Genomic DNA, 18,081 nt, shown 5'->3' on the forward strand with positions numbered 1-18,081 from the left:
GCCAAGGGCATGTACAGACCGTGGCCGGACGCTCAGCGCGACTCACGGCGCGCCTGGCGCCACAGCTGCCAGGCCACCGACACCAGCCACACCACCACCACTGCGATCACCAGCTTCTGTCCCGCGCCGCGGGGCGGGCCCCGCCACAGCACGTGCAGCCACAGCAGTGCGAAGCACAACCAGGCCCACCACCAGGCCGGAGCGGCCCAATCGCGCCAGCGCGGGTCGGCCCGCAGATACCAGCTCTGCAGCAGCATCGCCACGCTCACGCACAGGAACGCGGTATTGGCCGACAGCCCGTGCACCAGCGGCGCCAGCAGCGGCGCGCGCTCGGGCAGCCAGCTGTCGCCGATCGCCACCCCCATCAGGCCCAGCGCGGCGACCCAGAACAGCAGCGGCGCCGCCGCACTGCGGCGCGGCGAACGACTGTTGGCATGCAGCGAGACCGCCAGCAGCATGATCGCCAGCGCCAGCACGCAATAGGCGGTGCGCAGGGCCAGTCCCCAGGGGCCATGCAGGTACAGGCTCAGGGTGGCCTGCACCCAGTCCAGATCATCGCGTGCCCATTGCGTCCACAGCGCGGTGGCGACGAACAGCGCCAGCGCCACCAGGGTCGCCATGGCGACGCGTCCATGATGCTGGGCGGGCCAGCGGGAGGGGCGTGGCAGCGGCAGCGACATCGCGGCTCCTGGGGTCAGTCGGTGGCCTCGGGGTGGCGCTGTTTCCATGCAGCCAGGGCAGCGCGGTAACGCTGCAGCTCATCGCTGTACAGATCCAGCACGCACAGCGGGCAGCCGCTGCCGCAGCACTCGTTGGGGCCGGGTTCTTCCGGCGGCTGCGGACGCGGATCGGAGGCTGGAACGGACACAGGCATGGCCACACAGGGAGGAAAAACAGCGCACACAGTGTAACGGGCATGCTTCGCGCCGGGGCTTCAGCGCCCGACCCGCCGGCGCAGGTTGTCGCGCGCGGCCGCATCCAGCCGCTGGTGGAAGAAGTCGCTCAGGAAGATCCGCGGCTGCCCCAGCACCTGCTTGAGAAAGCGCCGCCGGTTGAGCCGGAACACAAAGCCCGGCACGTGTCCGGCGTATTCCTCGGCGATACCGCGGTCGTAGGCGTCGAACACTGCCGCCGGCGCCCCGAGAATGGCCATGTCGCAATCCAGGAACAGCGCCGCTTCGGGGTCGACATCGCCGGGCGCGAGCTTGCTGTGGCGGGCGGTCAGTTCGATCAGCTCGACCACCCGGCCCGCATCGATCCCGGCCGCCGGCAACCAGCGCGCGATCGCCTCGCGCGCCAGCGCCGCCGAACGGGCTTCGTTGTCGCCCCGTCCCGCCTCGTAGATGGCGTCGTGGTACAGCGCGGCCAACTGCACCTCGCGCGGCCGGGTCCAGCCCGGGCCGGCCTCGGCGACGGTGTTGCAGTGCTGCAGGACGGCCTGCACGTGCGACCAGTTGTGGTACGCCCGCGGCGGCAGGGCGTAGGCGGTTTCCAGCTGGGCACGCTGCCCGGCAGGCAGGGGGATCGGTTCGAAGCGCATGCACCATGATTGGCCGTCGCCGCGACGCTGGCAAGCCGGGCGGTGGTTTTTTGACCACCTTCCCAGAACCGTTGCCGTGCAGGCGGTGCGCGCGGTTATCCACACGTTTGTCGACCGCTGGTCCACATCCTCTGTGGATGGCGCGGACAGCCGATGAACGGCATGCCGGGGGCCAACAACGCGCCTAGACTGGACCCGACGGACCCCAGCGCCCTGCGAGGTGACGGCGATGACCGCGTGCAGATTCCTGCTGATGATGTGCATGGCCCTGGCCGCCGCACCGGCCTGGGCAGCCGACCCCGCGCCCGTTGTGACCACCGCCGGGCCAAGCGCGGCCGCCCCACCCACGCCCGCGCAGATCCTGGAGGTGCCCGCGCCGCTGCTGGCGCTGCTGCACGAACGGGTCATCGATCCCGGCTACTCGCGCGAGCGCCGCCTGCAGCGGCTGGTGGAGATGATCTTCGACGCACAGGGGCTGCACCTGGCCTACGACCCGGAGGCGACCTACACGATCACCGAAACCTGGCAGACGCGGCGTGCCAACTGCCTGTCCTTTACGCTGCTGTTCGTCACCCTGGCCAACCTGGCCGGCATCGACGCGCATGTCCAGGAAGTGGCGCAGGTGGTGAGCTGGTACCAGGCTTCCGGGGTGATCTACAGCGTGGGCCACGTCAACGCGGGCATCGTGCTGGACGGGCGCAACGGCACCGTCGATCTGGACCACAACGTGCTCTACGACCACCTCGGCCCGCAGCGCATCAACCGGCAGCGCACGCTGGCCCATTTCTACAACAACCGCGGCGCGGACCACATGACCGCCGGCGATATCGATACGGCCCGCGCCTACTTCAGCGCAGCCCTCGGCATGGCACCGGACTTCGTGGCGGCCTGGAACAACCTCGGCGTCCTCGATGCACGCATCGGCAACCTGGACCAGGCCCGCAGGGACTATGAAACCGCGCTGCGCCTGCAGCCGCGGCATGGCGCCAGCCTGAGCAACGCCAGCGCCCTGTACCGCCGCATGGGCGACACCCGCCAGGCTGGGCTGCTGGCGAGCCGGCTGGCGCGTGTGCAGCGCAGCGATCCGTTCGCCCAGTACATGTTCGGCGCCCAGGCCGAGCAGCGCCGGGACTATGCAGCAGCCGTGCGTTTCTACCGCCGGGCGGTCCATCTGTACGAGACGGCGCATCCGTTCCACTTCGCGCTGGCCCGGAGCTATTTCCTGGCCGGCGATGCACGCCGGGCCTCGATCGAAATGCAGCGCGCGCGGGACCTGGCCGGGGAGAGCGGCGATGCGCTCAGGTCCCGCTACCAGGCCAAGCTGGACAGCCTGCAGCGTTGGCGCCAGCGCGGCACAAATGCCAACTGAGCCGGCTCAGGCCTTCTTGAGGAAGCAGGTCTTCAGGACCAGGCCCTTGATCTTTTCCGAGTTGCCCTCGATGTGCTCGGCGTCGTCCTCGACCAGGCGGATGTTGCGGATCACCGTGCCCTGCTTGAGCGGGATCGAGGAGCCCTTGACCTTCAGATCCTTGATCACGGTGACCGTGTCACCGGCGGCCAGCACGTTGCCGTTGCTGTCGCGTACCACCAGGGCCTCGCCGCCGCCGTCACCGGCCGCCCACTCGTGGCCGCAGTCCGCGCAGATGAACAGCGCGCCATCGGCATAGGTGTTTTCCAGGGTGCACTGCGGGCAGGCGGGAATGGCGGACATCGACAGCTCTTCGGTAACGAAACGGCCACTAGTGTAACCGCCCGTTACCGCCTGCCCTTGCGTCGGCGGTCCCGTTGCCGCAAAGTGCGCGCCCCCTGACCACCGGCCCGGCCCACCGCATGAAACTCGGCATCGACTTTGGCACCAGCAACTCCGCCGCCGCCGTGGTGATCGACGGCAAGGTGGTGCCGATCCAGTTCGGCCAGGCCGAACAGTTCCGCACCACGGTGTATTTCCCCGAGGTGATGCGCGACCCGAACGACTTCGAACTGACCCCGGCGCTGGAGCACGATCTGGCCCGGCTGGTCGACGCCGCCGCGCGCGATGCCCGCGCCGCCGGCCAGGAACGCGCGCCTGATGCACTGCGCCGGGAGGCCCTGCGCGTGGTGCGCCGGCAGTGGATGGAAGAGCAGATGCGGGCCCCGCTCAGCTCCACCACCCTGCTGCAGAACGCCGTCTACGGCGATGACGCGCTGGAGGCCTACTTCGAAGAGAACGAAGGCAACCTGGTGCAGAGCCCGAAATCGATGCTCGGCTACAACCTGCACCCGCGCGCGCGCCAGACCATCGCCGGCATCGCCACGCACATCCTCGAGCACATCCGCCTGACCGCCTCGCGCCAGCTGGACACGCCGATCCGCACCGCCACGCTGGGCCGTCCGGTCCAGTTCCGCAGTTCCATCGGCGAGGCCGGCAACGCCCAGGCGCTGGAGATCCTGCACGGCGCGGCGATCGCCGCCGGCTTTGACAGCATCGATTTCCTCGAAGAGCCCGCGGCCGCGGCCATGCATTACCACGCCGAAAGCCCGCAGGAACACGACGCGGTGGTGGTGGACATCGGCGGCGGTACCACCGATATCGCCCATGCCCGGGTGGGCGGTGGCCAGGCCCCGACCATCCACCGTGCCTGGGGTATCGCCCGCGGCGGTACCGATATCGACCTGGCGCTGAGCCTGGGCGGCTACATGCCGCTGTTCGGCCGCGGCATCACCCGCGTGCCCGCGCATCACTACGTGGAAGCGGCGATGGTGCAGGACATGACCCGCCAGCGCGATTTCCGCCAGCACACCTACCGCGATGTGGATGCGCCGTTCGGCCCGCGCCTGACTGCCCTGCAGGACACCGGCAACACCGCGCGCCTGTACCGCGAGGTCGAACGCTGCAAGATCGCCCTGAGCGGTGTTTCCAGTCACGACAGCGCGCTTGGGTTCATCGAACGCGGCCTGCAGGTGCAGATCGATGCCTCGCGTCTGGAAACCGCCGCCGGCGGCTATCTGGGCGAACTGACCGCCCTGCTCGAGCAGGTCCGCAGCGATATCGGCCACGACCCGGCAGCGGTGTTCCTGACCGGGGGCATGTCGCGTGCCGGCTACCTGCAGCAGGCCGTCGCCAATGCCTTCCCGGGCTCGACCCTGGTCCGCGGCAATCCGTCCTTCGGTGTGGTCCACGGGCTGGCGCTGGCCGCCGCCAACTGACCCTGTTTTTGCACCAGGCCTTGTCGCACAAGGCCTGAAGAGGCGTGAACGGCCTTATTAACAAAACGTTACGCCGGAAGCGCTATCATCTTTCGGCTTCAAAGCGCAATGCGCTTGACGCAACAAGCACCATCTTCCGGGCCTCCCAGGCCACCGTCCTCTTCGATGCTGCCACCGTCCGGATTCGTCCGCGGTGCCGGGATCGCTCATCGCTGTGATCCGGCTCGTTCACAGCCTGCTGCACCCCGAGCCGCCAAGAGATCTTCAGATTGGGCGAACGCCTGGCTGCACTCCTTACATCGTCCGAGCCCGACCCCATCGACTGCCGTCGTTGCGATGCGGTGTGTTGTCGGCTCACCGTCACCGTCATGCCTGACGACAACGTGCCCGGCTACCTGCTGGACACCGATGCGCGTGGCGGCACGGTGATGGCACGCAACGAAGAAGGCTGGTGCGCCGCGATCGACCCGTATCACCTGCGCTGCACGATCTACTCGCAGCGACCCGCGATCTGCCGCCAGTTCGACATGGGCGGCGATGATTGCCGCCTCGTGCGGCAGGACTACCGTCGACAACAGCAGGATCTGTCGACGTTTTCTTCCACGCTTCATCCATAGCAGGAGCATCCATGGCTCGTACGCCAAAGACCTCCCCCAAGGCAAGCAACACCGTTCGCGTCGACCGCAAGCAAGGGTCCAACTCCGCCGTCAGCAGCCAGAGCATCGCTGCGGATCTGGCTGCCTTCCGTAAAGGTGGCGGCAAGATCGAAGTGCTGGGCAATACCCTGGCGCTGAAAAAAGCCGGCTGACGTTGCTGCCGACCGCACCGGCATCGGCCGGTGCGGTGGCCGCACTCAGCGGCCCAGGCTGACCCGCACGCTCCCGGAATGGGAGTTGATCGAAATATCCCCATCGCCCGAGCCCAGACGTGCATCCAGGCTGCTGCCCGGGCCATAGCGCGGCTTCTCCACCTGCCCGGCATCGGACTGGATACCCCCACTGAACGTCTTGACGTTCAGCTGCGCCGAGACATTGACCGGCAGCTTCAGCGCGACCGATCCGCTGACCGTCTGCATCGTCACCTTGCCGCCCGGCGCCATGCCGGTCGCGCTCACGTCCAGGCTGCCCGAGACGGTTTCCACCGCCAGCCGCTGGATCCGCCCGGCAGTGACGTTGACCCGGCCGGAGACCGATTCGGCCGCCACCTCGCCCGAGGCACCGCCGCCCGCCAGCAACTGGCCACTGACCGTGCGCGCGTCCAGCCGCGGGGTCTGCACCTGCGAGCGGATGCCGCCACTGACCGTGTTCAAGGTGGTTTCTCCGCTGCGCCCGGCCGCGATGATGCTGCCGCTGACACTGTTGGCCTGCAGGCGACGCACGTCGATGTCGGCCACGTCGATGTCGGCGCTGACGGTGCCCAGCTGCACTTCCACCGCGCGCGGAACGCGCAGCTCCAGCGTGGCCCCACCGTTGCTGCGGCCGCGCGGATACTCCACTTCCCAGCGCACGCGGTTGCTGCTCCTGTCCTGCTTGAGGGTGAGCCCGTCGGCCATCGAACCGGTCAGTGCCACGTCGTTGCGATCCCAGCCACGCACGGTGACCTTGCCGGCGATGTTGCTGATTTCCACGCGCCCGCCGGCGCCCAGTGGATGGCGCTCATTGACGCTGGTGGCGGCCTGGGCGACCAGCGGCAGGCACAGCGCCAGGGCCGCGATCAGGGACAGAGGACTACGCATGGGGATCTCCTTCAGGTGGGCAGGCCGGCGGAAAACACCGCCTGCTGGGTGAGTTGCAGGCGCAGCGCGTAGGTGCGCTGCAGTTGCCCGAGCAGATAGCCCGAGCGGGGGTTTTCAGCGATGGCGGCGCGGATGTTGACCGCACTGGCATCGAGTTCGTGCAGGGCCGGGCGCCACTCCTCGGTGACACCGTCGCTGGGCAAGGCGGCGATGGCCTGCTGGTATTCACCGGCCATGGCGTCGGCCTGGCGCTGCAGCAACGAGGGCGCCGGCGTATGCGGGACCGGCGTCGGCACCACCATCAGCAGCGCCAGCGCGGCGGCCAGGCCGAGCCCGATGCGCAGCGGCCAGCGCTCCCGCCGGCGGCGTGTCGACAGCGTTGCCACGGCAGCCGCCGGGGTCGGGGCCAAGGTCTGCGCCGGCAACTGTGCGGCAATGCCCTGCCACACCCGTGCCGGCGGGAGACGCTCGGCCGGCAGGGCGCGCAGCCGTGCGCTCAGTGCGTTGTCATCGGAATCATGGGGGCTCATGCGGTTTCTCCTAGGCGCGCGCGCAGCAGGCCACGCGCACGGTGCAACTGTGCTTTAGAACTGCCGACCGCCATCTGCAGCTGGTCGGCGATTTCCTGGTGTTTCCAGCCTTCTATGTCGTGCAGGACCAGCACTGCCCGGGCACGGGGCGGCAGTGTTTCCAGCGCGCGCTCCAGGTCCATGGAGGTACCGGCGCAGCGGTCCTGGGCCGGCAGCGTCGCCAGCGACTCCCAGCCCTCCTCGCCGGCATCGCGCGCATCGCCGGTGGCGTTGGCGCGCAGTTCCATCAGTGCCGCGTTCACGCCCAGGCGGTGCAGCCAGGTGCCCAGGCTGCTTTCGAAGCGGAACCCCGGCAGGGCGCGCCATGCCTGCAGGAAGGCCTCCTGCAGCGCATCCTCGGCACGGGCCGCGTGGCCGCCGCACAGCCGCCACAGTACGGCGTACACGCGCGGCGAATGCCGCCGGTAGATGCGCTCGTACGCGGTGACGTCACCGGCCGCCGCGGCACGCACCAGGGCGTGGTCATCGGCGGCGTCGGCCTCGGTCGGGGCGCTGGAAGGGGACATGGTGGTGTCGAGCATATCCGTTGGATGCGGGGCGCACGGAAAAGGTTTAAGCCGCCGCTGGATTTCTTTTTCTGCGCGGCCTTTAAACCTTTCCGGTGGCAGCGGCATCCAATCCGATGTCACTACCGGCGCTCGCCAAGGAGTATCCCCATGTCTTCCAGTTGCCTGGCCGTGCTGCTCTCACTGGCCACCAGCTGCACGCTGCCGTGGAGCCCGCTGCAGATACAGCTGTCGTTGGCGCCCGCAGCACCCGATGTGTGTGTGCAATACGCGCAGAACGCGCCGCTGTGCGCCTCGGCGATGATTGCTGCATTGGATGTGTACGGCAGGCCGCTGCAGTATGCCGATACCACGATGCGGTGACGCGCATCGGCATTACCATGGTGGGATCGGCACTATCGCTGCAAAGGAATTCCGCCCCCATGAAAGACCATCTGCCCGCCTGGACCCACGAATGGCTGCACTACGGGGTCCCTGCCCTGCAGATCCTGGTGACGCTGCTGGTGGCTTGGCTGCTGCGGCTGGTCGCCCGGCGCCTGATCCGCCGGGTCGGCGACCACTACACACTGCCGCCGGAAATGATCATGGGCGCGCGCCGGGTGTTCACCTTCGTGGTGTATTTCACCGTACTGCTGATCGTGCTCAACATCGTGGGCGTTTCGGCGACGGTACTGTGGACGGCATTCACCGGCTTCGCTGCGGTGGGCGCGGTGGCGTTCTTCGCCGCCTGGAGCGTGTTGTCCAACATTTTCTGCACGCTGCTGATCTTCACCACGCGCCCGTTCCGCCTGCACGATTACATCGAGCTGCTGGAGAACGGTGAGAAGCCCGGGCTCAAGGGCCGGGTGATCGACATCAACCTGATCTACACCACGCTGCAGGAAACCGGCAGCGGGCACGAAGGGACGGTGCTGCAGATGCCCAACAACATGTTCTTCCAGCGCACCGTGCGCCGCTGGCGGGATCCGTCGCAGGCACCGGGCGGGATCCAGGGGGACGGTTGAGGGCGCGTGCCACGCCGGTTGTAGATACCGACCGTTGGTCGGTATCTACCGAAGCTGGCTGTCCTTGCTGCCGCGGCGGTTGTAGCCGGTGCCTTCGTGCTGGGCGGCGTCTTCTTCTTCCTGGCAGCGCACGCACAGGCGCACACCGGGCACGGCCTTGCGCCGCGCCTCGGGAATGGGCGTCTCGCAGTGTTCGCAGTGGGTCAGCCCGGGGCCGTCGCGCAGCTGTGCGCGGGCCCGCTGGATGGCGTCATCGACAGTGGCGTCGATCTGATCCTGGACGGCGCCGTCGCCTGCCCAACCTGTCGCCATGATGTATCTCCCATGCCGGTGTCAGGACACCAGCATAGACCCGGCCCGACGCGGCCAGCCGACGTGGGGCTGAACGCGCACGGCGCCGGGTGAACGCTTCAGGCAGCGCTTACCAGACCAGGTCGTCGGGCACCTGGAACTGGGCGTAGTACGCATCATCCTCGGCGTTGCCGGTGCTCGGCTCGCTGCCGGCGGGCTGGCTGTTGTCGAGCAAGATCACGCTCGCATCGCGCTCGCGGACCTTCTCGGCCGCGGCGCGGGGCAGCAGCTCGAAGCCCTCGCCGTGGCGGGCGATCACCAGGCTGCCCGAGGCCAGTTGCCGGCGCAGCACGTTGTTGACCAGCAGGGTGCGGATCACGGTGCCGTCGTTGAAGCGGTATTCACTCTCGCCCTCGCGCTTGACCTTGTGCGCCTCGATGATCTGGCGGACCTGGGCCTGCAGCTCCTGCGCGTGCGCCCTGGCCTTGCGCTCGGCTTCCAGCGCGCGATCACGCTCGGCTTTCTCCGCACGCAGGCGCTCGGCCTCGCGCTGGCTTTCGCTGGGCGCGACCGGGGCCTTGCCGTGGCGGGCTTTCACCTGTTCACGGGCGGCCTGGGAGACCTGGGATTTCTTGACCAGCCCAGCCTTGAGCAGCTGCTCCTGCAGGGGATTTGCCTTCGCCATACACCTAGCATCTGTTGTTGCGGGATTCCGGGGGCCATCATACTGGTCTGCCCGCCCCGCCCCAACCGCCCGCATGACCGCCCTGAAGTACCTTGCCGGCTATCCCGACGCCCTGCAGCAGCAGGTGCGCGAGCTGATCGCGGGCGACCGGCTGGGGCCGTGGCTGGAGCGCCGCTATGCGCAGCTGCACACCGTGCGCAACGACCGCCAGCTCTACGACTACACCCAGGGCCTGAAAGAGCGCTATCTGCGCCAGTCCGCGCCGTTGTCCAAGGTGATCTACGACAGCAGGCTGCAGGTGCTCAAGCATGCCCTGGGCACCCACACTACCGTCTCACGGGTACAGGGCAGCAAGCTCAAGGCCAGCCGGGAGATCCGCATCGCCACGGTGTTCCGCGAGGCGCCGGCCCCGTTCCTGAAGATGATCGTCGTGCACGAACTGGCCCACCTGAAGGAATCGGACCACAACAAGGCGTTCTACCAGCTGTGTACCCACATGGAAGCGGATTACCACCAGCTGGAGTTCGATCTGCGCCTGTACCTGACCCACCTGGAACGCACGCCGGCCTGAGCCGCAGCGGCCATCATCGCGCAGCACCGGGCCCCAGCCAGTACACTCCCCGCCCGCTTCCCGTTTTATGTTGCCTGCCCGATGACCGACCCGATCCGACTCGACAAACGCCTGACCAGCCTGATCGGCTGCTCCCGTGGCGACGCCCAGCGCTATATCGAGGGCGGCTGGGTGACCGTCAACGGCCAGGTGGTGGAACAGCCGCAGACCCTGGTCACCGACGAAGTGATCGTGCTGCGCGAGAACGCCGAGGCAACCCGCACCGAGACCGTGAGCATGCTGCTGCACAAGCCGGCCGGCATGCGTTCGGACGAACTGTGTGCGCTGGTGACACCGGAAAGCCGCAGTGAGCTCGACGCCACCGGGGTGACCCTGCTGCAGCGGCATTTCCACGCCTTGCAGCTGGTGATGCCGCTGTCCGATGACGAAAGCGGCCTGGTCGTGGTCAGCCAGGACGGGCGCGTGATCTCGCACCTGAAGGACCGCGGCGCGACGCTGGAGCAGGAGTACCTGGTGGAAGTGAGTGGCGAGCTGGCGCCTTACGGCATGAAGCGGCTCGCGCATGGCCTGAGCTTCCGCAACTGGCCGCTGCCGCCGTGCAAGGTGAGCTGGCAGAACGAAACGCGCCTGCGCTTTGCGATCAAGCCGGTGCATCCGGGCCAGCTGCGCGACATGTGCCGCCAGGTCGGGCTGGAGGTCGTCAGCATCCGCCGCCTGCGCATTGGCCGCGTGGCGATGGGCAAGCTGGTCCCGGGCCAGTGGCGTTACCTGGCGCCGGACGAGCGTTTCTAGACCGTCCCGGCACTCGCCCTGCACGCCCCTGCCGCTTACGATCGGGGCATGACCGAGAAACGACCGTTCTGGCGCCGGCTGCTGCGCTGGCTGGGGATCATCGTGGCCTTGCTGGTGCTGCTGGTGCTCAGTGGCCTGCTGCTGGCCGATCACCTCACCCCGCAGGCGCTCGGCGAGCGCTCCACGGTGCTGCCCACGCAGGCCGACCAGACCGCGATCGATCGCGAGCTGGTCCGCCTGCAGGCCGAGCATCCCGGCCAGACCGGCGTGGCCTTCCTCTCCGATGGGCTCGATGCCTACGCCGCGCGCTCGGTGATCACCCAGCACGCCGGGCGCAGCCTGGACCTGCAGTACTACATCTGGCAGGACGACCTGATCGGCCACCTGATGGCCAACGAGCTGTACCGCGCCGCCGAGCGCGGCGTGCGGGTGCGCATCCTGCTCGATGACATGAATGCCCAGGACAAGGACGCGCTGATGATGGCGCTCGATGCGCACCCCAACATCGAGATCCGCCTGTACAACCCGTTCCGCAACCGCAGCGGGCTGTGGCGGCTGGTCGAGATGGTCCAGCGCGTTTTCAGCGTCAACCACCGCATGCACAACAAGTCGTGGATCGCCGACGGGCGCGTGGCGATCGTCGGTGGCCGCAACATCGGCGAGGAATACTTCAGCGCGCGGCAGGACGTGAACTTCCGCGACCTGGACCTGCTGGTGGCCGGCGAAGCGGTGAAGCAGGCCAACACGATTTTCGACGATTACTGGAACAGTGATACCGCCGTGCCGATCCGCGCGCTGGCGTTCTACACCGAGCCGCAGCTGCGCCTGCTGATCCGCGAAAGCGAGCACGAAGCGCGGCTGGACAGTGCCAAGCCCTACCTGGAGAGGGTCGCGCGCTCGCAGGCGCAGCGCTCGTACTACCGCGATGCACTGGACCTGCACTGGAGCGGCGAGGTGGAAATCGCCTCGGACCCGCCGATGAAGCACCGCCGCGACGACCAGGCCGGCTGGCTGGTGACGCGGCTGGTGGAGGAACTGGAAAGCACGCGGCACAAGGCGCTGTTGATCTCGCCCTACTTCGTCCCGGGCGAGGACGGAACCGAAGGGCTGGGCGCAATGGTCGCGCGCGGTGCCCAGGTCGGGGTGATCACCAACTCACTGGCGGCCAACGACGTGGCCGCCGTGCACAGCGGCTACATGCACTACCGTGCGCCGCTGCTGCGCAGTGGCGTGCAGCTGTACGAGCTCAAATCACGCGGCAACGTGGATGGCGGTGGCCTGTTCGGCAGCAGCGGGGCCAGCCTGCACACCAAGGCGTTCATGATCGATGACCAGCGTGGCTTCGTCGGCTCGTTCAACCTGGATCCGCGCTCGGCGTACCTCAACACCGAGATGGGCGTGTTGTTCAACGATCCGGTGCTTGCCGCGCAACTGCGCCAGGAGTATCTGCGCCTGGCCAGCCCGAGCCAGAGTTACTGGGTGGCCTTGGGCCCGGAGGGCGACGTGCGCTGGCTGGAACGCGATGCACAGCCGCCGCACTGGCTGTACCGCGAACCGGACGCTGGTTTCTGGCTGCGTGCCAGCGCGCGTGCGATCAGCTGGCTGCCCCTGGAATCGCAGCTCTAGCTCAGCCCGCCCGGGCCACGTCGTACTCGGCCTCGTCACAGTCCACGGTCTCCACCGCCCGGCCGTGGACCCGCCGCCAGATCCACTGCAGCGCGTGCGGCGGCGTGTCGTCCAGCTGTTCCAGCAGGGCCAGCGCCTGGGCCTGGCCGATCTGGCCGTGGCGGCACAGCAGGCTGGCCGCGGCCGCCGCGCGCGCCAGGCGCAGGCTGGCCGCCAGCCCACTGCCGCTCTGGCGGATCAAGGCATCGTGCACGGCCTTGGGCAGCTCCCATGCGGCGGCGATCCGGCTGGCCACCGGCAGGGTCCAGCTGTCCAGCAGTTCGGCCGCCAGCGCGCGCGGCGGCACCGCCACGCCGTGCTCGGCGCAGGCATCGAGCAGGTGCCGCATCACCAGCGCCGCCCCCAGGCCCTGGGTCAGACCAAGCCACTGCGCGGCGAAGCCATCTTCATGGGTCACCGTGCGCGCGTGATCGGCGGCGGCGCGCGATGCCAGCAGCGCGTGCTCCCAGATCACCGCGCTGAACTGCGGAAAGGCATCGCACTGCAGCTGCATCACCGGCTGCACCAGCACCGCGCTGATGATCTGGCGGATGCCATCGGTCCCTACCAGCGTGACGGCCCGCTGCAGCGTTTCCACCGGGCGTGTCTGTACCCGGTAGACCGGGCTGTTGGCGATGCGCAGCAGGTTGCCGGTCAGCACCGGGTCCTGGCTGATGATCCCGGCCATCGCGCGCGCCGAGGCGTCGCTGTCGTTGACGGTCTGGATCAGCTGCGGCAGCAGTTGTGGGCGGCGAGGCAGGTGGCGGGCCGACCAGTCCCGCGCCAGCAGCGAGGCGGTGACTGCATCGCGCAGCTCAAGCGCGTGCGGGGCCGCTGCATCGGCAGCATCGCCACTGCGGGGCACCAGCGCCAGCGTGTGCAGCCCGGCCTGCAGCACCGCCACGGGGTCGGTGCCTGGCGAAACGCTGCCCGCGGGCAACGCTCCGCATGCCTGCGTGGCGGCTGCGCGCGCCGTCGCGGGTACCGGCGCGACACGCCGCTGGCGGAGCAGCGCGACCCCACCCAGCAGCACCAGCACCGCAACCCCCACCCAGATCGCGACGCTCATGCCCATCGCCCCGGATGCACCGGGTCCCGCACCTGCCCTGTTGCGACTGCGCCCACGTGATCCTTCCTGCGATGACCGGCCATCCACACCGTTGCCACGGCATCGGCCTGCGCTTCAGCAACTTTAATGACAGCACGACGGGAGATCCCCTGACAGCACCCTCCATCGGAATGGACTAGAATGGCGCCGCGCGACCCGTCCGAGACCCGACGACGTCGCTTTTTTTGTTTTACAACCCACCTTTTGCTGGCGCGTTCGCCGCTGTTCGCCACCGTTCGCACCATCGGAGCCACCATGTTATTTGAAACCCTCGAAACCACCGGTCACGAACAAGTGGTGTTCTGCCACAGCCGCGATGCCGGTCTGAGGGCGATCATCGCCATCCACAACACCACCCTGGGCCCGGCCCTGGGCGGTGTGCGCATGCGTCCCTACGCCAGCACCGACGAGGCCCTGGCCGATGCGCTGCGCCTGAGCCGCACCATGACCTACAAGAACGCCCTGGCCGGGCTCAACGTGGGCGGCGGCAAGGCGGTGATCATCGGCGATCCGAAGCGGGACAAGAGCGAAGTGCTGTTCCGCGCGTTCGGCCGCTATGTCGATTCGCTGGGCGGCCGCTACATCACCGCCGAGGACGTGGGCACCGATGTCAACGACATGGAGAACATCTACCTGGAAAGCGAGTACGTCACCGGCGTGCACCAGGTACATGGCGGCTCCGGCGACCCGGCCCCGTTTACCGCTTATGGCGCGCTGCAGGCGCTGATGGCGGCGATGCAGCACAAGCTGGGCCATGAGGAAGTGGGCAAGGCCAGCATCGCGGTGCAGGGCCTGGGGCACATCGGCATGGAACTGGTGAAGCTGCTGCGCGACCGTGGTGCCAAGTTGTACGTCAGCGACCTGGACAGCGCGCGCGTGGATCGCGCCGTCACCGAGTACGGTGCCGAAGCGGTCAAGCCGGAGGACATCTACGACGTCAACGCCGACATCTTCGCGCCGTGCGCGCTGGAAGGCGCGATCAATCCGGACACGTTGCCGCGCCTGAAGTGCAGGATCGTCTGCGGCACGGCCAACAACCAGCTCTCCAGCCTGGAAGTGGGTGACGAACTGCATGCCCGCGGCATCCTCTATGCACCGGATTACGCGGTCAACGCCGGTGGCGTGATGAACGTTTCGCTGGAGATCGACGGCTACAACCGTGAGCGCGCGATGCGCCTGATCCGCAGCATCTACCACAACCTCGGCCGCATCTTCGCGCTGTCGCAGAGCGAGGGCATCGCCCCGCAACGCGCCGCCGACCAGATCGCCGAGTCGCGCATCCTCTCCATCGGCAAGCTGAAAATGCCGCTGGGGCGCAGCACGCCGCGGCGGGGCACGCTGCGCGGCAACTGAGCCGGCGTGACAAACGAAGAGGGCGCGATCATCGATCGCGCCCTCTTTTTTCATACACCTCGCAGTGAGACCGGCCGTCAGAACCCGGCCGAGTAGCGCAGCTGCACCTGGCGCAGATCGCCGCGCGGGCCGAAGCGCTGGTCATAGCCGAACGCCAGGCGACTGCTGCGGCTCAGCCACGACTCCACCGAGAGCCCGAACAAGCCGCCCGAGCGGGCCGGCTGCAGGCCTGCCAACGGTGCCCAGGCCTCCACGCCGACGAAGCTCGCCTGCGGATCCAGCCCGGTGCTGGACAGCAGTTGCTGCCACTCCGCGTAACCGCGCAGCGACCAGCTGCCCCAGCGCGTCTCCGCCCGCAGGCCGGCCAGCGCCTGGCTGCGGCTGGCAACGTTGCCTTCGGCGCGCAGGCCGAAGCCAAAGCCGCCGTCCTCGCTGAAGCTGTCGCTGTCCACGCGGGCATATTCCGCGCCCAGGTAGGGCGTCAGCCCCGCCCCCGCCGAGCCGAAGCGGTAGCCGGACTCCATGCTGGCGGTGCTGAAGTGGCCGCCGTAACGCGCGTTGACGCCGTACTGCCCAGCGCCCAGCAGCAGTTGCCGGTCGATGTTGCGGGTGAACTGACCGACCCCGACCTGGCCGATGGCATAGCCGTTGCCGACATTCCAGCCGGCATATACCTGCGCCTGCGACTGACGATCGCGGCCACGGTCACCGCCCCAGTCACGACTGCTGTTGCTGCGCGTCTCGCCGAAGGCGACGCCCATCATGCCGCTGCTGCCCAGGGCCAGATCCTGACCCATCATCCAGCCTTGGGTCTGCGCCCCCGTGCCGGCGAAGCTGCCCTGCCCCGCCTCGCCCAGCGCGCTGTGCCATGCGCCGCGCAGACGGGGCGTGGCCATCGCTGCATCCAGACGCGCCGACAGACCGCGACGGTTCATGTCGATCGCATCGAACGTCATCGCAGCGGCCAGCCCGTGCGCCTTGCCGGACAGGCTGTCCAGCGTCTGGCTCAACGCCTGGTCGGTGGGCGTTTGTTGGATGGCCCCCGCCGCTGCGGTCAGGTCGGGATCCAGCACGATCGCGGTCGAGGGTGCCGACGGCTGCAGGCGCGCATCGAGCGCCTGGAACGCCGCTTCCACACGTGCGGCCGAGGCCAGTGTGCCGACATCGGACGTGCGGGCCGCTGCAGCAGTGGTGACCGACGTAGGCTCCACGTCCAGATACACGCGGTTGGGGTCGTAGTGCACGGTCGCCTGCAGCAGTGGCAACGTGGCCGCATTGAAGCCCAGCGAGGAAAACTGCCCGTTGACGCCCCCGTCGGCCACCAGCACCTCATGCTCCCGCCGTGCGACGTAGCCCTCCGCCAACCCATAGACGAACAGTCCGCCATCCAGCGTCGCCCGGCCGCCGATGTGGAGCGGATCGGTGCCCAGCAACATCCAGAACTCACCCGTCGCGCTCTGGATGAAGTTGCCGTTGAGGGTGCTGTTGGCGTGGTCGCGGTTGAACAGGATGCCGTTGTTGTACAGATCGCCGTTGTACTGCGTGGCGATCCGCGGGTTCGCGTTGGAGTTGATCTGCATGACGCCGTTGTTGGTGATCGTCCCGTTGGTGATCACATCCCAGGCGTAAAGATAGGAGTCGGCGTCCACCACGATGTCGGATTGATACAGGTCGTTGATGGCTACGGTCGCCCCGCCGGTGATGCGCAGTTGCCCGGCATTGCGGTTCTCCCCGCCGAGCGTCATGCCCGGATCATCGATCCCGTCGACCACGTTGCCACCGCCGTCAACGACCACCCCGCCCGCGCCCGACAGGCCTCCCCACCAGACGGTGTAGGCGGTGCCGAGCGCCGCATGGAAGTCGCCCCAGTCCAGCCGACCCGGCCCGCGCACGGCGCGACCCACGTTGAGCAGGCCATGCCCGAAGACCGCATCGGTACCGGCCGCGCCCAGGTCGGTCGCGGTGCCCAGCAATACCTGCCGGACCTGGTCCGTGGTCAACGTCGGGAAGGCTTCCCAGACCAGCGCGGCGGCCCCGGAGACCAGCGGCGCCGCGTAAGAGGTGCCAGACCCGTACAGCAACGGACCGCCAGGGTTCTTGGGATCGAGGAAGACGGCCGTGCCTGGCGCGGCCAGGCAGTAATTGGCTGCCACACCACAGGCATTGGCGTAGGACGCGAGGGTATCGGGCTTGTTGGTGTCCACGGCGGTCACCGCAAGCCACCCGCGCTCCAGATCCGCCGCCGGCCGGGTATTGCCCGGGCCCGGCTGGCTGGGCAGTGCGGCCATGCTGGACGGATTGGCGCGGCTCTCGTTGCCTGTCGCGAACACCACCAGGCCGTTGTGGCCAACGATGAACGGGCGATACTCCGCGGCGATCGGTGCGGTGGCGGCCGTGTTGGTCCAATACAGCCCGCCCCACGAATTGTTCATGATCCGCACACCGTCGGTGATCAGATCCTGGTGGACGCCGGCCAGACCGAGCGCGCCGGTCACTTCGTTGCCATTGCCCGAGCCATCGTCGGCAGGCCGCTTGTCGGCGATGATCCGTGCCGAGACGATCAGCGCCTCCGGCGCGACGCCGCCCGGCCAGGCGCCGAACGCGCGTCCCGCCGCCAGCGAGGCCACCGTCGTGCCATGGCCGACCACGTCATCGATGTTGAGATTGTTGACCAGCGGATCGATGTAGGCGCGGCTGGACACCACCCGCCCGGACACCGCCGGATGGGTGCGGCTTACGCCGGAATCGACAACGCCGATGCGGATGCCCTTGCCGGTGAACTGCGCATCGCGCGCATTGATCACCGTCAGGTGTGCATCGACGGCCGGAGGCGGAGGCGTTACCGGTGGCGTTACGGGCGGCGTTGTGGGGGGCGTCGTTGGCGGCGGCGACGGGGGCGTGGTCGGGGGCGGCGACGGCTCCAGATCCCCCCGGACATTGCTGCCACCACCTCCGCAGGCACTCAGTGCCAATGCCAATGCCGCGGCCAAGGCCGACCTGCCGATCACAACCTGCTTCATCCCTGTTCCCCTAGTGAATGGACCTTCCCCACCTG

At 68.3% G+C, this 18,081-nt stretch carries 21 protein-coding genes; 10 read left to right on the forward strand and 11 right to left on the reverse strand.

The window, feature by feature from the left end:
* Positions 1-32: 32 nt before the first annotated feature.
* The 3 genes from BIZ42_RS04270 to BIZ42_RS04280 form a co-directional block, all read right to left on the reverse strand.
* On the reverse strand, positions 33-620 hold the full coding sequence (locus BIZ42_RS04270; RefSeq protein WP_156785800.1) for a DUF998 domain-containing protein: 588 nt from the start codon (positions 618-620) through the stop codon (positions 33-35).
* Positions 621-694: 74 nt separating this feature from the next.
* Positions 695-874, reverse strand: a complete 180-nt coding sequence (locus BIZ42_RS04275) for an oxidoreductase-like domain-containing protein (protein ID WP_037553198.1) — start codon at positions 872-874, stop codon at positions 695-697.
* Between the two features lie 60 nt (positions 875-934).
* Positions 935-1,540, reverse strand: a complete 606-nt coding sequence (locus BIZ42_RS04280; RefSeq protein WP_070425643.1) for a hypothetical protein — start codon at positions 1,538-1,540, stop codon at positions 935-937.
* A 229-nt stretch (positions 1,541-1,769) separates the two neighbouring features.
* Between BIZ42_RS04280 and BIZ42_RS04285 the strand changes: the two genes are divergently transcribed.
* Complete coding sequence (locus tag BIZ42_RS04285) at positions 1,770-2,909, forward strand: tetratricopeptide repeat protein (RefSeq protein ID WP_070425644.1); 1,140 nt, start codon at positions 1,770-1,772, stop codon at positions 2,907-2,909.
* A 6-nt stretch (positions 2,910-2,915) separates the two neighbouring features.
* Here BIZ42_RS04285 and BIZ42_RS04290 read toward each other — a convergent pair whose 3' ends face one another.
* Positions 2,916-3,251, reverse strand: a complete 336-nt coding sequence (locus BIZ42_RS04290; RefSeq protein ID WP_019183411.1) for a zinc ribbon domain-containing protein YjdM — start codon at positions 3,249-3,251, stop codon at positions 2,916-2,918.
* Between the two features lie 119 nt (positions 3,252-3,370).
* Here BIZ42_RS04290 and BIZ42_RS04295 point away from each other — a divergent pair, with 119 nt between their 5' ends.
* From BIZ42_RS04295 to BIZ42_RS04305, 3 genes are all read left to right on the forward strand, one after another.
* Positions 3,371-4,726, forward strand: a complete 1,356-nt coding sequence (locus tag BIZ42_RS04295; RefSeq protein WP_070425645.1) for an Hsp70 family protein — start codon at positions 3,371-3,373, stop codon at positions 4,724-4,726.
* Positions 4,727-5,043: 317 nt separating this feature from the next.
* Positions 5,044-5,343 (forward strand): YkgJ family cysteine cluster protein, encoded by a 300-nt coding sequence (locus BIZ42_RS04300; protein ID WP_080114834.1) that lies wholly within the window; start codon positions 5,044-5,046, stop codon positions 5,341-5,343.
* Positions 5,344-5,354: 11 nt separating this feature from the next.
* Positions 5,355-5,534, forward strand: coding sequence for a hypothetical protein (locus BIZ42_RS04305; protein WP_019183415.1), 180 nt, complete (start codon positions 5,355-5,357; stop codon positions 5,532-5,534).
* Between the two features lie 45 nt (positions 5,535-5,579).
* Here BIZ42_RS04305 and BIZ42_RS04310 read toward each other — a convergent pair whose 3' ends face one another.
* From BIZ42_RS04310 to BIZ42_RS04320, 3 genes are read right to left on the reverse strand one after another with little or no spacing between them, the layout of a single operon-like run.
* Positions 5,580-6,461, reverse strand: a complete 882-nt coding sequence (locus BIZ42_RS04310) for a DUF4097 family beta strand repeat-containing protein (protein WP_070425646.1) — start codon at positions 6,459-6,461, stop codon at positions 5,580-5,582.
* Positions 6,462-6,472: 11 nt separating this feature from the next.
* Entirely contained in the window at positions 6,473-6,991 is a 519-nt protein-coding gene (locus BIZ42_RS04315) for a hypothetical protein (RefSeq protein WP_070425647.1), read from the reverse strand.
* Complete coding sequence (locus BIZ42_RS04320) at positions 6,988-7,572, reverse strand: sigma-70 family RNA polymerase sigma factor (RefSeq protein ID WP_019183418.1); 585 nt, start codon at positions 7,570-7,572, stop codon at positions 6,988-6,990. Before BIZ42_RS04320 ends, BIZ42_RS04315 begins: the two co-directional genes overlap by 4 nt.
* A 135-nt stretch (positions 7,573-7,707) precedes the next feature.
* Between BIZ42_RS04320 and BIZ42_RS04325 the strand changes: the two genes are divergently transcribed.
* Both BIZ42_RS04325 and BIZ42_RS04330 read left to right on the forward strand, forming a co-directional pair.
* Entirely contained in the window at positions 7,708-7,920 is a 213-nt protein-coding gene (locus BIZ42_RS04325) for a hypothetical protein (protein ID WP_070425648.1), read from the forward strand.
* Between the two features lie 59 nt (positions 7,921-7,979).
* A complete protein-coding gene (locus BIZ42_RS04330; protein WP_019183420.1) occupies positions 7,980-8,561 on the forward strand; it encodes a mechanosensitive ion channel family protein in 582 nt (193 codons plus the stop codon).
* 45 nt (positions 8,562-8,606) lie between these two features.
* Here BIZ42_RS04330 and BIZ42_RS04335 read toward each other — a convergent pair whose 3' ends face one another.
* Together BIZ42_RS04335 and BIZ42_RS04340 are read right to left on the reverse strand one after the other, a co-directional pair.
* Positions 8,607-8,873 (reverse strand): DksA/TraR family C4-type zinc finger protein, encoded by a 267-nt coding sequence (locus tag BIZ42_RS04335; RefSeq protein WP_070425649.1) that lies wholly within the window; start codon positions 8,871-8,873, stop codon positions 8,607-8,609.
* Between the two features lie 109 nt (positions 8,874-8,982).
* Positions 8,983-9,537, reverse strand: coding sequence for a DUF2058 domain-containing protein (locus tag BIZ42_RS04340; RefSeq protein WP_070425650.1), 555 nt, complete (start codon positions 9,535-9,537; stop codon positions 8,983-8,985).
* Positions 9,538-9,610: 73 nt separating this feature from the next.
* Between BIZ42_RS04340 and BIZ42_RS04345 the strand changes: the two genes are divergently transcribed.
* The 3 genes from BIZ42_RS04345 to BIZ42_RS04355 all read left to right on the forward strand — a co-directional run bounded on the left by BIZ42_RS04345 (position 9,611) and on the right by BIZ42_RS04355 (position 12,526).
* Complete coding sequence (locus BIZ42_RS04345) at positions 9,611-10,108, forward strand: M48 family metallopeptidase (protein WP_070425651.1); 498 nt, start codon at positions 9,611-9,613, stop codon at positions 10,106-10,108.
* Positions 10,109-10,189: 81 nt separating this feature from the next.
* On the forward strand, positions 10,190-10,900 hold the full coding sequence (locus BIZ42_RS04350) for an rRNA pseudouridine synthase (RefSeq protein WP_019183424.1): 711 nt from the start codon (positions 10,190-10,192) through the stop codon (positions 10,898-10,900).
* 48 nt (positions 10,901-10,948) lie between these two features.
* A complete protein-coding gene (locus tag BIZ42_RS04355) occupies positions 10,949-12,526 on the forward strand; it encodes a phospholipase D family protein (RefSeq protein ID WP_070425652.1) in 1,578 nt (525 codons plus the stop codon).
* A 1-nt stretch (position 12,527) separates the two neighbouring features.
* Here BIZ42_RS04355 and BIZ42_RS04360 read toward each other — a convergent pair whose 3' ends face one another.
* Positions 12,528-13,640, reverse strand: coding sequence for an HDOD domain-containing protein (locus BIZ42_RS04360; protein WP_156785688.1), 1,113 nt, complete (start codon positions 13,638-13,640; stop codon positions 12,528-12,530).
* A gap of 288 nt (positions 13,641-13,928) precedes the next feature.
* On the opposite strand from BIZ42_RS04360, the gene BIZ42_RS04365 reads away from it, so the two are divergent.
* The gene (locus tag BIZ42_RS04365) at positions 13,929-15,026 is read left to right on the forward strand and encodes a Glu/Leu/Phe/Val dehydrogenase dimerization domain-containing protein (protein ID WP_026069816.1); all 1,098 of its coding nucleotides are present in this window, start codon (positions 13,929-13,931) and stop codon (positions 15,024-15,026) included.
* 77 nt (positions 15,027-15,103) lie between these two features.
* Here BIZ42_RS04365 and BIZ42_RS04370 read toward each other — a convergent pair whose 3' ends face one another.
* Positions 15,104-18,046, reverse strand: a complete 2,943-nt coding sequence (locus BIZ42_RS04370; RefSeq protein WP_070425653.1) for an autotransporter serine protease — start codon at positions 18,044-18,046, stop codon at positions 15,104-15,106.
* Positions 18,047-18,081 lie beyond the last annotated feature (35 nt).

It is taken from the genome of Stenotrophomonas sp. LM091 (assembly GCF_001806305.1).
Taxonomy (GTDB): domain Bacteria; phylum Pseudomonadota; class Gammaproteobacteria; order Xanthomonadales; family Xanthomonadaceae; genus Stenotrophomonas; species Stenotrophomonas bentonitica_A.

Excerpts from the sequence above, each read along its gene's own strand:
- BIZ42_RS04270 (WP_156785800.1), bottom strand. The coding sequence starts at position 620 with ATGGCGACCCTGGTGGCGCTGGCGCTGTTCGTCGCCACCGCGCTGTGG.
- BIZ42_RS04275 (WP_037553198.1), bottom strand. The coding sequence starts at position 874 with ATGCCTGTGTCCGTTCCAGCCTCCGATCCGCGTCCGCAGCCGCCGGAA.
- BIZ42_RS04280 (WP_070425643.1), bottom strand. The coding sequence starts at position 1,540 with ATGCGCTTCGAACCGATCCCCCTGCCTGCCGGGCAGCGTGCCCAGCTG.
- BIZ42_RS04285 (WP_070425644.1), top strand. The coding sequence starts at position 1,770 with ATGACCGCGTGCAGATTCCTGCTGATGATGTGCATGGCCCTGGCCGCC.
- BIZ42_RS04290 (WP_019183411.1), bottom strand. The coding sequence starts at position 3,251 with ATGTCCGCCATTCCCGCCTGCCCGCAGTGCACCCTGGAAAACACCTAT.
- BIZ42_RS04295 (WP_070425645.1), top strand. The coding sequence starts at position 3,371 with ATGAAACTCGGCATCGACTTTGGCACCAGCAACTCCGCCGCCGCCGTG.
- BIZ42_RS04305 (WP_019183415.1), top strand. The coding sequence starts at position 5,355 with ATGGCTCGTACGCCAAAGACCTCCCCCAAGGCAAGCAACACCGTTCGC.
- BIZ42_RS04310 (WP_070425646.1), bottom strand. The coding sequence starts at position 6,461 with ATGCGTAGTCCTCTGTCCCTGATCGCGGCCCTGGCGCTGTGCCTGCCG.
- BIZ42_RS04315 (WP_070425647.1), bottom strand. The coding sequence starts at position 6,991 with ATGAGCCCCCATGATTCCGATGACAACGCACTGAGCGCACGGCTGCGC.
- BIZ42_RS04320 (WP_019183418.1), bottom strand. The coding sequence starts at position 7,572 with ATGCTCGACACCACCATGTCCCCTTCCAGCGCCCCGACCGAGGCCGAC.
- BIZ42_RS04325 (WP_070425648.1), top strand. The coding sequence starts at position 7,708 with ATGTCTTCCAGTTGCCTGGCCGTGCTGCTCTCACTGGCCACCAGCTGC.
- BIZ42_RS04330 (WP_019183420.1), top strand. The coding sequence starts at position 7,980 with ATGAAAGACCATCTGCCCGCCTGGACCCACGAATGGCTGCACTACGGG.
- BIZ42_RS04335 (WP_070425649.1), bottom strand. The coding sequence starts at position 8,873 with ATGGCGACAGGTTGGGCAGGCGACGGCGCCGTCCAGGATCAGATCGAC.
- BIZ42_RS04340 (WP_070425650.1), bottom strand. The coding sequence starts at position 9,537 with ATGGCGAAGGCAAATCCCCTGCAGGAGCAGCTGCTCAAGGCTGGGCTG.
- BIZ42_RS04345 (WP_070425651.1), top strand. The coding sequence starts at position 9,611 with ATGACCGCCCTGAAGTACCTTGCCGGCTATCCCGACGCCCTGCAGCAG.
- BIZ42_RS04350 (WP_019183424.1), top strand. The coding sequence starts at position 10,190 with ATGACCGACCCGATCCGACTCGACAAACGCCTGACCAGCCTGATCGGC.
- BIZ42_RS04355 (WP_070425652.1), top strand. The coding sequence starts at position 10,949 with ATGACCGAGAAACGACCGTTCTGGCGCCGGCTGCTGCGCTGGCTGGGG.
- BIZ42_RS04360 (WP_156785688.1), bottom strand. The coding sequence starts at position 13,640 with ATGGGCATGAGCGTCGCGATCTGGGTGGGGGTTGCGGTGCTGGTGCTG.
- BIZ42_RS04365 (WP_026069816.1), top strand. The coding sequence starts at position 13,929 with ATGTTATTTGAAACCCTCGAAACCACCGGTCACGAACAAGTGGTGTTC.
- BIZ42_RS04370 (WP_070425653.1), bottom strand. The coding sequence starts at position 18,046 with ATGAAGCAGGTTGTGATCGGCAGGTCGGCCTTGGCCGCGGCATTGGCA.